The organism is Actinomadura scrupuli (assembly GCF_050971785.1).
Classification (GTDB): Bacteria; Actinomycetota; Actinomycetes; order Streptosporangiales; family Streptosporangiaceae; genus Actinomadura_E; species Actinomadura_E scrupuli.
This window is the reverse complement of record NZ_JBPCCU010000010.1, coordinates 1-13,283: the sequence shown is the minus strand read 5'-3', so window position 1 is coordinate 13,283 and position 13,283 is coordinate 1. Positions and strand designations below refer to the sequence as shown.

Below are 13,283 nucleotides of genomic sequence, written 5' to 3'. Positions count from 1 at the left end.
ATGCCCGAGAAGGGCGAGTTTGAGATTCCAGGCGGGTCGGAAGTGGCGGTAGGGCGGGGCGGATGACGTAAGCCCGGCTGATCTCGGCAGCCCGCGCGACCACGAAAGATCACTTTTCTTGAGGTCCATGGCATAACCGTCGACCGTTGTTTTGGCGCCCACGGATTCTTATGGATGAACATCCGACTTTGCGGAGCTCTTTGTGAAAACCCCCCACCGTGCTCTTCTTCTTGCCCTGATGGCGGTCGCGTTCCAGGCGGTCATGGTCACCGCGAACGTATGGCCGGCCGCCAGGATCGAACCACGATATGTTCCATTGGTCGTGGCCGGCCCGGACCCGGCGGCGGAGTCCGTCGCGCGACGGGTGGAAGCCCAGTCCCCGGGAGCGTTCGTGGTGAAGCGCGTGCCGGACGAGCAGGCCGCGCGGCAGGCGTTGTCCGATCGCGATGCTTACGGTGCGGTCGTCGTCGCGCCGACGGGGCCCCATGTGCTCCTCGCCTCTGGCGCCAGCCCCGTGATCGCGCAGTTGTTGCGCCAAATGGCGCAACAGCTGTCGAAGCAACCCGTGGCCGCCCCCGAGGATGTGGCGCCTGCCGCCCGCCACGACCCGAGGGGGGCCGGGGGGAGCGTGCTCGTCCTGGCTTTGATCCTTTCGGGGATAGCCGGTGCCATCCTGTTGGGCTTTCATGTCAAGTCCGCGTTGTGGCGGACGGTCGGGCTGTTGGTGTTCGCCGCCGGTGCCGGCGTGACGTCGGCTGCGATCATGCAGTCCGCGCTGTCGGTACTACCCGGCTCGTTCTTGGCCCTGGCCGGCACGATCGCGCTGGTCACACTCACGGTTTCGGCGAGTGTCTCGGGACTTGGCGCCGCGATTCCCCGGGCCGGGTTCGGCTTGGGCGCCGCCGTGATGATGCTCCTGGCCAATCCGTGGTCGGGTGCCACCTCGGCGGCGGAGATGTTGCCGCGGCCGTGGGGGACGATCGGCCAGGACATGCCTGCGGGCGCGGCCGTCACGCTGTTGCGGTCGGTGGCATTCTTCGACGGGGCGGGTGCCGGCAGGCCGCTTGCGGTTCTGCTCATCTGGACCAGCTACGGTCTGATAATGCTCGCCGCGGGCACACGGCGTCACCAACGACCATCGGCGCCTGTGCCGGCGAAGACGGCATCAGAACACGGCGGACACGGCGCGTACGGTCGCGAGGCACCGTCGGTCTTCGTCGTCACTCCGTCCGCCCCTCAGCGGTGAAACGCCGCCATTCGCAATGACGGCAATCGGGCGATCACGCCCACTTCACGACCGTCGTTCGACCACAGCGCTCTGTGCTGCCCACCCCTCTCTCGCGAACCGCCGATGGGCGCGCACGCGCTGGAACGGTCACCGATCGACCGTTGGAGTTCAAGGGGCGGCCAAGTGAACGGCGGCAGGCCGATGGAGTGGAGCATGGAGGATCTACAGGGTATGCGGCCCGAGGAACGGACGGCACTCCTGCATGCCCTGTCAGAGCTGAGCAGGGAAGATCCGCTGGAGGATCCGGTGAATCTCCGGCGACGCCAGATCGTCATGATCCTCATTTTGGGATGCTGCGCATGGCTGATCCCGTGGACCTTCTTCTTGGCGTTCGAGCTCCCCCGGCACCACACGGCAGAGCTGTGGTCGGTCACGTGGGCCGGCTTCGACGTCGCATTGCTCATGACCCTCACCGCGACACTGCTGGCCATCTGGCGGCGACTGCAGGTGGCGATCATCGGTGTGATCATCACGGGGACGTTGCTGACCTGTGACGCGTGGTTCGATGTGCTGCTGTCGTGGGGGTCGAAGGAGTTCGCGCTGAGCGTCGCGACCGCCCTGCTGGGCGAGCTGCCGCTGGCCGGTCTGTGCTTCTTCGCGGCACGCAGGCTGGTGCGCCTGACCGTACATGCGGTGTGGGCACGCGGCGGCTTCGGTGATGGCGAACCACCGCTGATCCATCTGCGGCTCTTCACCCTGAGCGCACCGGACCGTCGCGGCGAGACGGCCGGTGGCGCCCAGGTGCCCTCGCAGGGCAGGCCGAACGCCCGATGAATCGATTGATCAGGAAGGCACAGTGGTGGGGGAGCCCCCGCCCGTACGGCACAAGCGCTCGCCGGGAGTCGCTCGATCCGCCGGCCGTCGCCGGGTGGCGGCGGGCATGCGCGAGCGGCCGGCCGGGCAGCGACCATTGACGATCACCGCGACGGGCCGTACCGGGTGCCGAAGAGAGTGGCGGGCAGCCTATGAGCCGGCTTGGCGTGCCTGGGCGCCGGCTTCGGTACGGTCGCCGAGGACGCCCGGCGGAGTCGTTGTTCCGCGGCGAGCAGGACCAGGCCGTAGCTGATCCAGATGAGCAGGACCGCAAGCGGCGCACCGGCACCGGCCCCATCGAAGAACGTCACCGACCGCAGCAGCGTCGCGGCCGCCCCTGCCGGAAGGCCCTGGCCGACCGTTCCCCACGGCCGTGGCAGCATCTCCGCTGCCGAGGCGGCACCGGACCATGGGTTGGCCAGCAACATCATCACCGCGGCCCCAAGGCCGAGCCCGGCTCGCGGGATGGCGGCGGTGAGCCCCGCGACGCTCACCGACACCGCGAAGGTGGACAGCGCGATCGCCCCGGCCACGGCCGGAAAGGAGCCCGGCAGCACCGACAGCGCGGAGTCGGCGATCAGCGCCGAGGTCAGGCCGGAGCCGGCCGCGAACACCAGCAGGCCGGCCGTTCGCCACAGCGCGGACCGCACACCGAAACTCAGCAAGGCGGCTCCGCCGATCCCCGAAAGGACCAGGGCCAGGACGAGAGCGGCGTCTCCGGTTCCCCTCGGATCATGACGGGCGGAAGGCGCCACATCCAGCGGCAGGGCCACCGGCCGCCCGGACAACTGCCGGCCCGCATCGGCCAGCGTCTGTGCGACCGCGGGGCTTGCGCCCGTGGCGATGAGCAGGTGATGGCCCGCCGGTCCGACGACATAAGCGCCGTACGCGAGGCGATCGGCCAGCGCCTGCCGTGCGGCCTGTTCGTTGGGAAGCCGTTCCACCTCGAAGGCCCCGGGAGACCGGCCCTCCAGCCGCTGGGCGAAGGTCGATGTCGCCGGCTCCGGACCGGCCACGACGACCGGTACGTCACGCGGCTCGATACGCGCGGCAGGCCACACGTTCGCGGAGACCATGACCACCTGGAACGCGACGGCCACCAGGGCGAGGGTGAGGGCACGAACGGGGGTCCCGGTGAGGCGCCGCGCGAGTCGCTCGGTCACGCCATGCCTCCCTCCCACGCCCCGACACGTTACGAGACAGTAATGTCTTGTTACGAGATGCTAGCATCTCGTTATGGCGTCGACAATCGGTGAGACAGACCCACGGGTGACGCGGAGCCGAGCCCGAGTGCTGGACGCGGTGGCATCGTTGCTGGTCGAAAAGGGCGTCCGGGGAGTCACGGTGGAAGCAGTGATGGCCCGGTCCGGCGTCGCGCGCGCCACCGTCTACCGGCACTGGCCCACCCGCCAAGCACTGGTCCTGGCGGGCTTGCGGCACCTCCTGCCACCACCCGTGCCGCAGACGACGGTCGCCGGGACGCTCTCCCAGCGCCTGACATCCGTCCTCGGTGAACTGGCACGGCAGATGGAGGTCGAACCATGGGCGCACGCCGTACCGGCACTGCTGGACGCGGCCCGCCTGGAACCCGAGATCGCCACGGTGACGGCCCAGTTCGTCGCGGACCGGCAGGCACCCATAAGAGCCGTGCTGCAGGAGGCCGTCGAGGCAGGCTCGCTGCCGGGCCTGGACATCGGGATCGCGCTGGCTCAACTGACGGGGCCGCTGGTGTACCGCCGCCTCATCACCTCCGAACCGCTGGACGAAGAGCTGTGCGCGAAGGTCGTGGAAGACTTCGTTCGCAGCCACACCTCGCACCGGTGACCGCGACGGTGCCCGTACCGATCTCAGGTGATGGCACCTCTAGACGGAGCGGAGGGCGTCGGTGGGGGAGAGACGTGCGGCGCGGGCGGCGGGGTAGAGGCCGGCGAGGGCGCCGATGAGGACGGCGGCCGCGGGACCCATGACGATCGCCGTGGCCGGGATCTGCGGAGGCCAGTGTCGCTGGGCGGCGGTCCCGAGTGTGATGAGGATGCCCAGGAGCATTCCGAGGAGGCCACCGAGCGCGGACAGCAGGAGAGATTCCAGGAGGAACTGCGCGGCGATGTGCTGGCGGGTGGCGCCGAGAGCCCGGCGCAGCCCGATCTCGCCGCGGCGCTCCAGTACCGAGATGACCATGACGTTGGCGATCCCGATACCGCCCACGAGCAGCGCGACCGCGCCGAGGCCGAGGAGCAGGGAGGTCGTCGAGTCGGCCACGAGCAGGCGGGACTCCAGCACGTCGGACGGCCGGGTGACCTCGACGGTCTCCGGTGCCTCGGGGTTGACGGCTCGGGCCAGCAGCTCCGAGGTCGCGTTCACCTGGCGGGTGTCGGCCCGCAGGTAGAGACGGGTCGGATGCCCGGCGTACCCGAACTCGCCGGCGACCGGGATTCCGATGAGCGCCGCCCGGTCGATCTCCGGTGCGAGCTCCAGCGGCTGCAGGATCCCGGCGACGGTGAACCAGCGCTCGCCCAGCCAGACGCGGGTCGGCGCGTCCAGCCGGGATATGCCGAGTCCCTCCGCGGCCGCGTGCCCGAGCACGACCACCGGATACCGTGCCGTCGCTTCGGTCAGGAAGGTCCCGGATGCGAGCCGCCCGTCCAGCGTTCCGAGCAACGCCGTCTCGGCCGCCCGGACCTCGATCCCTCCGGTCTGGCGGTCCGGGATGAGATCGCTGCGGAAGACTCCCAGGTCCGGCAGTTCGGCGGTGGCCGCGACCTGCTGTACGCCGTCGGTGCGGGCGATGCTCGTCCTGGCGGTCGGCGGCAACGGCACCTCGATGCCGCCGCGGTCGTTTCCGTCCGCCACCGTCAGCAGGTTGGTGCCGAGCCGGTCGATACGGGTCAGCAGTTCCGACTGGCTGGAGCGGGTGATGCCCAGCACCGCGATGACGGCGGCGATCCCGATCGCGATCCCGAGCATCGACAGAGCCGTCCGCAGTCGCCTGCTCCGCAGCCCGATGGTCGCCAGCGGCACCAGATCGGCTCCCCGCAGCCGCGCCCTCATGCCGGCCTCTCCGCGGAGACAGCGGCGACTCCGCCGGGGTGCCGGATCAGACCGTCGTGGATCTCGACACGGCGGGAGCAGGCGGACGCGACGTGCGGATCGTGAGTGGTGATCAACAGGGTGACCCCCTCGGTGTTGAGATCGCGCAGGAGGGTGAGGATCTGGTCGCCGGTGGCCGAGTCGAGGTTGCCGGTGGGCTCATCGGCCAGGACGAGAGCGGGCCGCCCGACCAGTGCGCGGGCGATCGCGACCCGTTGCCGTTCTCCACCGGACAGGTGCCGTGCCGGATGGTGGACGCGATGGGACAACCCCACTCTTTCCAGGGCGTCCTGGGCCGCCGCCCGGCGCTGCCGCGGCGGCAGGCCCCGATACAGCAGTCCGGCCGCCACGTTGGCGGCGGCCGTGAGGTGGTCGAGCAGGAAGAACTGCTGGAAGACCACTCCGATCGCGTGGGCGCGCAGGCCGGACAGCCGCCGGTCCGAGAGCGTCTCGATCCGTTCCCCGGCCAGCGAGACCGAGCCGGCCGTCGGGCGGTCGAGCCCCGCGGCCAGGTTGAGCAGGGTCGTCTTGCCCGACCCCGACGGGCCGACGACGGCGACCATCTCCCCGGAACGGATCTCGAGGTCGATCCCGTGCAGGGACTCCACGGGCGGTGTTCCCGGATAGGTCTTCACGACGCCGTCGAACCGCAGCACCACCGCGCTCATGAGACCGGCACCTCGACCTGAGCGCCCTCGGCGACCCCGGTCACCTCGACGGTGCCGCCGGCATCGTCGTAGAGGCCGGGAGTGACCGGGACGAGCCGCCGTGCCGCGCCGTCCAGCACGGCCACCTGGTATCCGCCTCCGGGCCGGGCCAGCAGCGCCGTCACCGGGATCGTCAGGACGTTCCTGCGCCGTGAGCTCTCCACGGCGACCTGCACCGGCAGCTGGTCGAGGTCGGCGAGCGATCGGGGCGGCCTGACCAGCCGGATCGTGACCGTCACCGTCGCCGGGCCGGGCGGACCGTTCTGAGGGGACTGGGCCGTCGTGGCGACCGCCCCCACGGTCTGGACGCGCCCCTCGACGGGACGATCGGAGCCGAACACCGTGACCTGTACCTTGTCGCCGGCGTGTACCTGCGCGCGCCGGTCGGTCGTCACCGCGACCTGGACGACCTTGGCGGTGGACGTCCCGGCCAGCACCCGGGTGCCGGGTCCCGCCGAGGCGCCCGCGCCGGTGACCACCTGGGAGACCCGTACCGGCCCGGGCAGGAACACCGTCTCGCCGAGCCCGAGCTCTCCGGTCCGCGCGGCGAGCGGCAGGCCGCGCGCGGCCTGCCATCGCCGTATCGCGGCCGCGGTGGCGCCGGAGAAGCGGCGGTCGACGGCGCCCGGCGCGAACCCCAGCGCGGAGAGATTGCGCTCCAGCTCCAGGACGTCCGGGCCGGCGGCCATGCCCCAGGTGAACGCCCGGTAGGCGGGCACCGATCCGTAGAGCAGGAGCGCCGGCGTGCCGCCGACGGAGAACAGCCGCTGCCCGCGTCTGATCACCGCGCCCGGCTTCGGCGCGGACGTGACCACTCCCGGAGGCAGCTGGTTCGTGACCGAGAAGCTCCCGTCGTAGCCGAGCGTCCCCGACAGCGGGATCCGGGCGACGATGTCGCCGCGGCCGACGGGGGCCCAGGTCACCCTCACCGAGGGGGTACCGGAGCTCCGCTGCGGATCCCGCCGCGTCGCCTTCCAAGCCCCGGCGGACCCGGCGGCGACCAGCACGCCGGCCACCACCACGGCCCCGGCCCTCACCCTCATGAGACCGCGATCCGTTTACTCCAGTACTGCTTGCAGGCATCGGTCGCCTGGAGCATGCGCTGAGATTTGCCCTCGGCTTGCACCGGCGTCCCCTGGAGCGGGAACGACCCGTCTGCCTTGGGATCCGGCCACTCCGGCAGGCCGTGCTGGCGCAGACACTGGGCGAACCTCTTCAGTGCCGGAACGTCCTTCGGCCCGGGATTCTGCGGATCGTCCTTCTCCCGCCTCTTGGAGGTCGACACCATGCGGTCCAGGACCGTCTTGCATTCCGGGACGCTCTCCAGCGCGCCGAAGGTCCGTTTCATCTCGTCACCGCCGCCGGGCGGGTTGAACCTGAGGTCGCCGCTGTTGTCGATCGTCGGATCGGGGAAGTTCGGGTACCCGTGCGTGCGGGCGCACTGGGCCATCTGCCGCCCCAGCGTCAGCAGTTCCTGGGTGCCGGGTGTGCCGGCGGAGGCCGACGGGGACGGATCCCCCTTGCCGGAGGAGCATCCGGCGAGCGCCAAGGCCAGGACCAGGGGCGCCACTGCGAGAATTTTCATGCACCACAGGCTGCGCGGCGGACGGCGCCCGCCACATCTGGCACGAGACAGACCCCGGCGTACATCTTCCGACAGATCCGTCCCGGCCTGGGCCCGATTACCCTGCAGCCATGCACCCCCGGCTACGAACCTTTGTGCTCGACCTCGCGCTGGTCGCCGCACTGGCCATGGCGAGCGTGCTCCTCGGCGCCGATCCCTTCCCGCACACCGCGATCCACGACAAGATGGTCGGCTATCTCGGCAGCGCGGACCAATGGCGGCTGCACATCGGCCTCTGGTGGCTGGCCGCCGGGTTGCTGGCCGCCGCCGCGTTCGTCCGACGAGACCGGCCGCTGACGGCCCTCGTCCTCGCCGTGGCCGGGACGGCCTCACACCTGTCCGGCTGGCCCGCATCCCAGCTCACCACTCCGTTGAAACCGGGGTCAGGACTCGGCCACGAACTGCCCCTGCTTCCCCTTGACCTGCTCGTCCTGGTCGTCATCTACACGGTGGCGGGTTCCCTGGCCTCGCGGCGGCTGTCGATCGCACTCTTGCTCACCATCGAGGCCGGGCTGGGCGTCATCGCCATGATCGAGCCGCTGAACGCCGCCCGCCACGACCTCGGGCCGCGTAAGGAGGGCGACGTCGGGAACATAGGGAACACGAAGGAAGGGGAGGCGCAGGGCGCCGCGGTCTGGAAGGACGCGCTCCGGGGAGGGCTGTCGGACATGGCGATCCCGGCGCTGGTGGCCGGCATCGCCTGGGCGGCCGGCGACAACGCCAGGACACGGCGTGCGCACCTGGCCGTGCTCCAGGCCAGGGCCGCGGATCTCGAACGCGAACAGGAGCAGCGCACCGCCCTCGCCGTCGCCACCGAACGGGGACGGATCACCCGCGAACTCCACGACGTGGTCGCACACGGCCTGTCGGTGATGGTCATCCAGGCCCAGGGCGCGCAGGCGGCGCTGCACCGTCACCCCGAGCGCAGCGAGACCGCCCTCCGCAACGTGATCACCACCGGGCGGGCCTCGCTCGCCGAGATGCGCCGCCTGCTCGGGCTGGTCAGCCCCGGCGGACAACTGGCCCCACAGCCCAGCCTCGCCGCGCTGCCCGAGCTGATCGACGGCGTCCGGGCCAGCGGCAGGCCGGTCGCCTTCGACGTGACGGGGGATCCGGCGACACTCCCCGCGGGCATCGAACTGTCGGTCTACCGGATCGTCCAGGAAGCGCTGACCAACACGCTGAAGCACGCGGAACCCGGCTGCTCCTGCAGCGTCGGACTGGACTTCGCCGGCGACCGGGTGAGGATCCGCGTGCACGACACGGGCACCACGGTCCGGACCCCGGTGTACGGCAACGGCCTGCGCGGCATCACCGAACGGGTCGCCGCGCTCGGCGGAACCGTCCACGCGGGCCCCGCCGAGCACGGCGGTTTCGAAGTGACCACCGAGCTTCCGCTGGCGGCGCCCGCATGATCCGGGTGGTGATCGCCGACGATCAGACCCTGGTCCGCACCGGCTTCCGCATGATCCTCGAGGAGACCGGCGACATCGAGGTGGCCGGCGAGGCCGCCGACGGCCTGGACGTTCTGGCCGTCACCGCCCAGACCGCACCGGACGTGATCCTCATGGACGTCCGGATGCCGGGCATCGACGGTATCGAGGCGACCCGGCGGCTACGCGCACGATCGGGACCCGACGACCCGCCGCACGTCATCATCCTGACGACCTTCGACCTGGACGAGTACATCTACGCGGGCCTGCACGCGGGTGCCGCCGGATTCCTCCTCAAGGACACCCTGGCCGCCGACCTCGCCGCCGCCGTCCGAGCGGTCGCGGACGGGCAGAACGTCGCGGCCCCCACCGTCACCCGCCGGCTGATCCGCCACTTCGTCGGCACCGCCCCGCGCGTCGCCGGTCCCGGGATCCCGACCGCACTCACCCCGCGCGAGCACCAGGTCCTCGTTCTCATCGCCCAGGGCATGTCCAACGCCGAGATCGCCGACGCCCTGCTGATCACCGAGGGCACCACGAAGACCCACGTCAGCCGCATCCTCACCAAACTCGGCCTACGTGACCGCATCCACGCCGTCATCTACGCGCACCAGAACGGCATCGCCTAGCCCCGCGCCTGCCGGCTCTGGGTGCTCGCCCGCCTGCTGGACCATTCCTCCAACGGCACCTGGTTACTGGCGTACAACCGCAGGGCCTCATCGATCTGACCGGGGGACAGGGCGACCGTCCCCAGCCCGACCTCGTTCGCGCTGACACCGCTCACCGGTCCCAGTGTCCGCCTGGCGTAGTCCAGAGTGACGAAGGTGCCCATGAGCCGTTGCAGCATCGCGGTATCGATCGGTTCGGCACCATTACCGGCCGTCTCGCGCAGGTGTGCACAGCCAGTGAGCCGCCGCACCGCCGCCGTATAGCTGCGCCAGGCGTGGATGGGCAGCAGCATCGTCAAAGCGGTCAGTTCGTGGTCGGTCGGCAGGGAGAACGAAACAAGCTCGCGCGTCCACCAGCGCCCCGTCTCCAGTGACTCTTTGAGCAGGTGCTGTGCGGCATAAAAGTGGAACTGTTGCACTCGCAGGATCGCAATTGCCGTGCTTCGCTCCTTGCGCCGCTGTTCCTTCGCCTGAAGAACGCCGACCATCAGTTGGCTGAGAATGGTGAGAGTCCCGCCGACGATCACACCCACCAAGGTCTGCAACATCGCTGCTCCCTAGCCAGGCCCGCAGCGAACCTCCCGCTGGGGTAAGAGGTTCATAGGAGCACACGACGACACGCCTGACGATGCCCCGGCGCTCGACTTCTCCGTCACCACTCCTGCGATGAGGATCTATGCCGTCCTGATCTGGTACGCGAGTGGATCGCAAAGCAGGCGTCAGCGGGGCATCGACTCCACCCATTCGGCGCGCCAGGCCGGGGCAGTGAACGGATCCGCGAAGTACTGGGTCTCGTGGGCGACCTTGCCGTCGTGGAATTCCATGATGCTAATAGTGGACGTTGGTCTTCCGTCGTAGTCGATGACATATTCGGTGATCCAGAGATCTCCGCCGCCGAGAATCCGGCGGATGGTGAAGTCGAGCTTGGCCGGGTGGTGTGAGCGCAGCGCCTGTAGGTTGCGGCGGCCGTGGATGCGCTCACCCGACTGGGGATAGTCGGTGACGACGTCGTCGTGATAAATCTCGTGCTCGGTGTCCTGGTCTCCGGCGGCAGACGCCGCCAAGTGCCGGTCCAGCGCCGCTCGGGTCTCCTGGTCTCCCATCGCGTCCCTCCGATCACAGAAGTGTCAGACGAGATCCATCGGACTTCATCAGGGCCGGGGCCGAATCATGGGGAGTCCGGCGACCACCTTCCGCACCCCCCGACACGACGATTTTATCGGCCGTCAGGGAGCCGGCGTTCGCGCTCACAGCGGCAGGTCAGTGCGTTCGGCAGGCGCTCCTCGCGGCGGAGAGCGCACGCGGTCGTAGATCACCAGGGACTGTCAGTGCCCTGTGTGATGCTGAGTCCATGGTGGTGGTCTTCGAGGCCGAGCTGTGGATCTGGGATGCCCGGCGCGCCGACACCTGGACCTTCGTCAGCCTGCCCGTCGTGGCATCGGAGGAGATCCGTGACCTGGTCGGCGGACAACATCGCGGCTTCGGTTCGGTGCGGGTTCGGGTAACGATCGGCGGCAGCTCGTGGAAGACCTCGATCTTCCCGGACAGCGCGCGTGGCGGCTACGTGCTGCCGGTCAAGCGCGCCGTCCGCATGGCCGAAGCCCTCGACGTGGGTGACGTCGCGACCGTGACCGTCGAGCTCATCGACTTTTGACCGCCGGCAACGAGCACCAGCGGCAGCCGGGTTCAGTGGATGATCAGCTCGTGTGGGGGCGCCGGGCCAGCCAGACCGTCCGGGCGGCTCGGACCGTGAGGTCGTCGCGGCCGAGTACGCCTGCCGTGACCGTGTCGAGAGCCGCGAGGTCGGTGGCGCCGAGGCGGCCGTCGAGCCCGTGCCGCATGCGCTGCAGGCAGACCTGGGCATAGCGGCCGGTGGCTGCGGGCAGCGGGGCTCGCAGGGCGATGTCGAAGCGCCGTTCCGCCTCGACGGTGAAGCCGACCTTGGTCATACGGACGCCCCAGTCTTCGCCGATGTGCATTCCCGCCTCGGCCCGGATCTCGGCGAGAGCCGCATTGCAGCGCTCCTCCAGAGCGGCCCCGGCTTCGTCCGGGAGAAAGCGCGGGAACGAGTCCAGCTCGGTGACTGCGAGCACACCGCCCGGTCGAAGCGTCGTGAGGACCTGGGTGAGTACGCGGTCGGGGTCGGCCAGGTGGTGCAGCGAGGCGGACGCCCACACCAGGTCGGCGGGGCCGAGGGCCGGCCAGGGCTGGTCCAGGTCGGCCTGGACGGTGCGGATCCGGTCGGCGACGCCGAGCGCCTGGGCCTTGGTCTGGAGGTGTTCGAGCATCGGCTCGGAGATGTCCACCGCGACCACCTGGGCGTCCGGTAGCTGCCGGGCCAGCGCCACGGCGCCGGTGCCGGTGCCCGCGCCCAGGTCGATGATGAGCGGCCGGTCGGCGGTCAGGGAGCTGACCCAGGTGATCAGGTCACGGTGGTGCTCGTGCAGGACGTCGGCGTCGAGGTCGAGGATTTCGGCAAGCGGGGAATGGGTCATGACGCTGACGCTACCCAGTCCTTGCGTATTTGGCATAGCATCTTGCGTATGAAGCAAGACAGGGAGCTGGACACCTTGGTCCGGCAGCGGATCCGGGGACTGCGGGTGGCGCGCGGCTGGTCGCTGGACGAACTGGCGGCCCGCAGTTACCTGAGTCCGTCGACCCTGAGCCGGATCGAGACCGGCCACCGGCGGATCGCGCTCGACCAGCTGACACCGATCGCCCGAGCGCTGGGCACCACCCTCGATCAGCTGGTGGAGTCGGACAACGACGACAAAGTGGTGATCCGCCCGCACCGCGATGAGGTGCGTGGCATCACCACCTGGCTGCTGTCGCGAGACGGTGCACCACACGGCATGACGGTCGCGAAGCTGCGGGTGACCCGGACGGTCCCCACGGAGCTGCGCGTGCACCCCGGCAGGGACTGGTTCACCGTGCTGTCCGGCACCGTGGTGCTACGGCTCGGCGAGCGGACGATCCGGGTTGAGGCCGGCGAGGCGGCGGAGTTCTCGACGATGGTGCCGCACGCCTTCGGCGCGCACGACGGCGCGGCTGAGATCCTGTGCATCCTCGACCACGATGGGGAGCGAACCCACCTGGGGCCGGTGAGGCCACAGATCCAGGAGGGGTGATCCGGGCGCCAGCCGCCTTGCCCGCATGTAGCACGGCAGCTCGGCGAGGATGGCGACCGGTCCTCCAGACGCCGGTGCCCGGGCACGTTCGCGTCGTTGGCCCGCCCGACCAGGCGGTGTGCCGGGGGCTGCGATACGAGAGGCGGCGCCACACCTGGGCCTGAACGGGCGGCTCCACGTCCTCATCCTAGAGCTAACCAACTATTTGTCCCGACATAAGTGCTGGTCGTCGACTCCTCGGGCTGAGGTCGTTGACGGGGGACCGGGGCGCCCGTAACCTCTGGAACAAATGTCAGGTTCAGATTCGGGGCTCTTCGAGATCCGGAAGGTTGCTGTGGGCCAGACGGCTGTTCATCGGTGGGTTCTTCCGCAGGAGCTGGCGGGTGCGTTGCGGTGTGAGTTGGTGCAGGTGGCCGGGGAGATCGTGGAGGAGGTGCGGCGGGGTGTGCCGGAGTTCGAGCGCCGGTTGCAGGGTGGGGTGGCGGCCGGGGTCCGGTTGGGTGTCGAGCGGGGTTTGAGGCGGTTCATCGACCAG

16 protein-coding genes are annotated in these 13,283 nt (G+C 69.9%); 8 read left to right on the top strand and 8 right to left on the bottom strand.

Annotated features, from left to right (window positions below):
• The first annotated feature begins 238 nt into the window (after nt 1-238).
• A complete protein-coding gene (locus ACRYCC_RS34345) occupies nt 239-1,246 on the top strand; it encodes a hypothetical protein (RefSeq protein ID WP_433818030.1) in 1,008 nt (335 codons plus the stop codon).
• A gap of 195 nt (nt 1,247-1,441) precedes the next feature.
• The gene (locus ACRYCC_RS34340; protein ID WP_433818029.1) at nt 1,442-2,062 is read left to right on the top strand and encodes a hypothetical protein; all 621 of its coding nucleotides are present in this window, start codon (nt 1,442-1,444) and stop codon (nt 2,060-2,062) included.
• A 143-nt stretch (nt 2,063-2,205) separates the two neighbouring features.
• On the opposite strand, the gene ACRYCC_RS34335 is transcribed toward ACRYCC_RS34340, so the two are convergent.
• The gene (locus tag ACRYCC_RS34335) at nt 2,206-3,264 is read right to left on the bottom strand and encodes a hypothetical protein (protein WP_433818028.1); all 1,059 of its coding nucleotides are present in this window, start codon (nt 3,262-3,264) and stop codon (nt 2,206-2,208) included.
• 73 nt (nt 3,265-3,337) lie between these two features.
• On the opposite strand from ACRYCC_RS34335, the gene ACRYCC_RS34330 reads away from it, so the two are divergent.
• Nucleotides 3,338-3,925, top strand: a complete 588-nt coding sequence (locus tag ACRYCC_RS34330; RefSeq protein WP_433818027.1) for a TetR/AcrR family transcriptional regulator — start codon at nt 3,338-3,340, stop codon at nt 3,923-3,925.
• Nucleotides 3,926-3,964: 39 nt separating this feature from the next.
• On the opposite strand, the gene ACRYCC_RS34325 is transcribed toward ACRYCC_RS34330, so the two are convergent.
• Genes ACRYCC_RS34325 through ACRYCC_RS34310 form a run of 4 tightly spaced genes read right to left on the bottom strand, consistent with a single transcriptional unit; the run spans nt 3,965 to nt 7,480 of the window.
• On the bottom strand, nt 3,965-5,149 hold the full coding sequence (locus ACRYCC_RS34325; RefSeq protein ID WP_433818025.1) for an ABC transporter permease: 1,185 nt from the start codon (nt 5,147-5,149) through the stop codon (nt 3,965-3,967).
• A complete protein-coding gene (locus ACRYCC_RS34320; RefSeq protein ID WP_433818023.1) occupies nt 5,146-5,856 on the bottom strand; it encodes an ABC transporter ATP-binding protein in 711 nt (236 codons plus the stop codon). Before ACRYCC_RS34320 ends, ACRYCC_RS34325 begins: the two co-directional genes overlap by 4 nt.
• On the bottom strand, nt 5,853-6,938 hold the full coding sequence (locus ACRYCC_RS34315) for a peptidoglycan-binding protein (RefSeq protein WP_433818022.1): 1,086 nt from the start codon (nt 6,936-6,938) through the stop codon (nt 5,853-5,855). The genes ACRYCC_RS34320 and ACRYCC_RS34315 overlap by 4 nt, the downstream gene beginning before the upstream one ends.
• A complete protein-coding gene (locus ACRYCC_RS34310) occupies nt 6,935-7,480 on the bottom strand; it encodes a hypothetical protein (protein ID WP_433818021.1) in 546 nt (181 codons plus the stop codon). Before ACRYCC_RS34310 ends, ACRYCC_RS34315 begins: the two co-directional genes overlap by 4 nt.
• A gap of 110 nt (nt 7,481-7,590) precedes the next feature.
• Between ACRYCC_RS34310 and ACRYCC_RS34305 the strand changes: the two genes are divergently transcribed.
• A complete protein-coding gene (locus ACRYCC_RS34305; RefSeq protein ID WP_433818019.1) occupies nt 7,591-8,934 on the top strand; it encodes a sensor histidine kinase in 1,344 nt (447 codons plus the stop codon).
• Nucleotides 8,935-8,942: 8 nt separating this feature from the next.
• Complete coding sequence (locus ACRYCC_RS34300; RefSeq protein ID WP_433818017.1) at nt 8,943-9,581, top strand: response regulator; 639 nt, start codon at nt 8,943-8,945, stop codon at nt 9,579-9,581.
• On the opposite strand, the gene ACRYCC_RS34295 is transcribed toward ACRYCC_RS34300, so the two are convergent.
• On the bottom strand, nt 9,578-10,168 hold the full coding sequence (locus tag ACRYCC_RS34295; protein ID WP_433818016.1) for a hypothetical protein: 591 nt from the start codon (nt 10,166-10,168) through the stop codon (nt 9,578-9,580). The two genes, ACRYCC_RS34300 and ACRYCC_RS34295, sit on opposite strands and share 4 nt — an antisense overlap.
• A 171-nt stretch (nt 10,169-10,339) precedes the next feature.
• The gene (locus ACRYCC_RS34290; protein ID WP_433818015.1) at nt 10,340-10,723 is read right to left on the bottom strand and encodes a nuclear transport factor 2 family protein; all 384 of its coding nucleotides are present in this window, start codon (nt 10,721-10,723) and stop codon (nt 10,340-10,342) included.
• A 248-nt stretch (nt 10,724-10,971) separates the two neighbouring features.
• Here ACRYCC_RS34290 and ACRYCC_RS34285 point away from each other — a divergent pair, with 248 nt between their 5' ends.
• Entirely contained in the window at nt 10,972-11,274 is a 303-nt protein-coding gene (locus ACRYCC_RS34285) for a DUF1905 domain-containing protein (RefSeq protein ID WP_433818013.1), read from the top strand.
• A gap of 43 nt (nt 11,275-11,317) precedes the next feature.
• On the opposite strand, the gene ACRYCC_RS34280 is transcribed toward ACRYCC_RS34285, so the two are convergent.
• On the bottom strand, nt 11,318-12,115 hold the full coding sequence (locus tag ACRYCC_RS34280; RefSeq protein ID WP_433818012.1) for a class I SAM-dependent methyltransferase: 798 nt from the start codon (nt 12,113-12,115) through the stop codon (nt 11,318-11,320).
• 48 nt (nt 12,116-12,163) lie between these two features.
• Here ACRYCC_RS34280 and ACRYCC_RS34275 point away from each other — a divergent pair, with 48 nt between their 5' ends.
• On the top strand, nt 12,164-12,748 hold the full coding sequence (locus ACRYCC_RS34275) for a helix-turn-helix domain-containing protein (protein WP_433818011.1): 585 nt from the start codon (nt 12,164-12,166) through the stop codon (nt 12,746-12,748).
• Between the two features lie 289 nt (nt 12,749-13,037).
• The coding region (locus tag ACRYCC_RS44010; protein WP_490885258.1) for a PucR-like N-terminal domain-containing protein at nt 13,038-13,283 on the top strand (246 nt) is incomplete at its 3' end.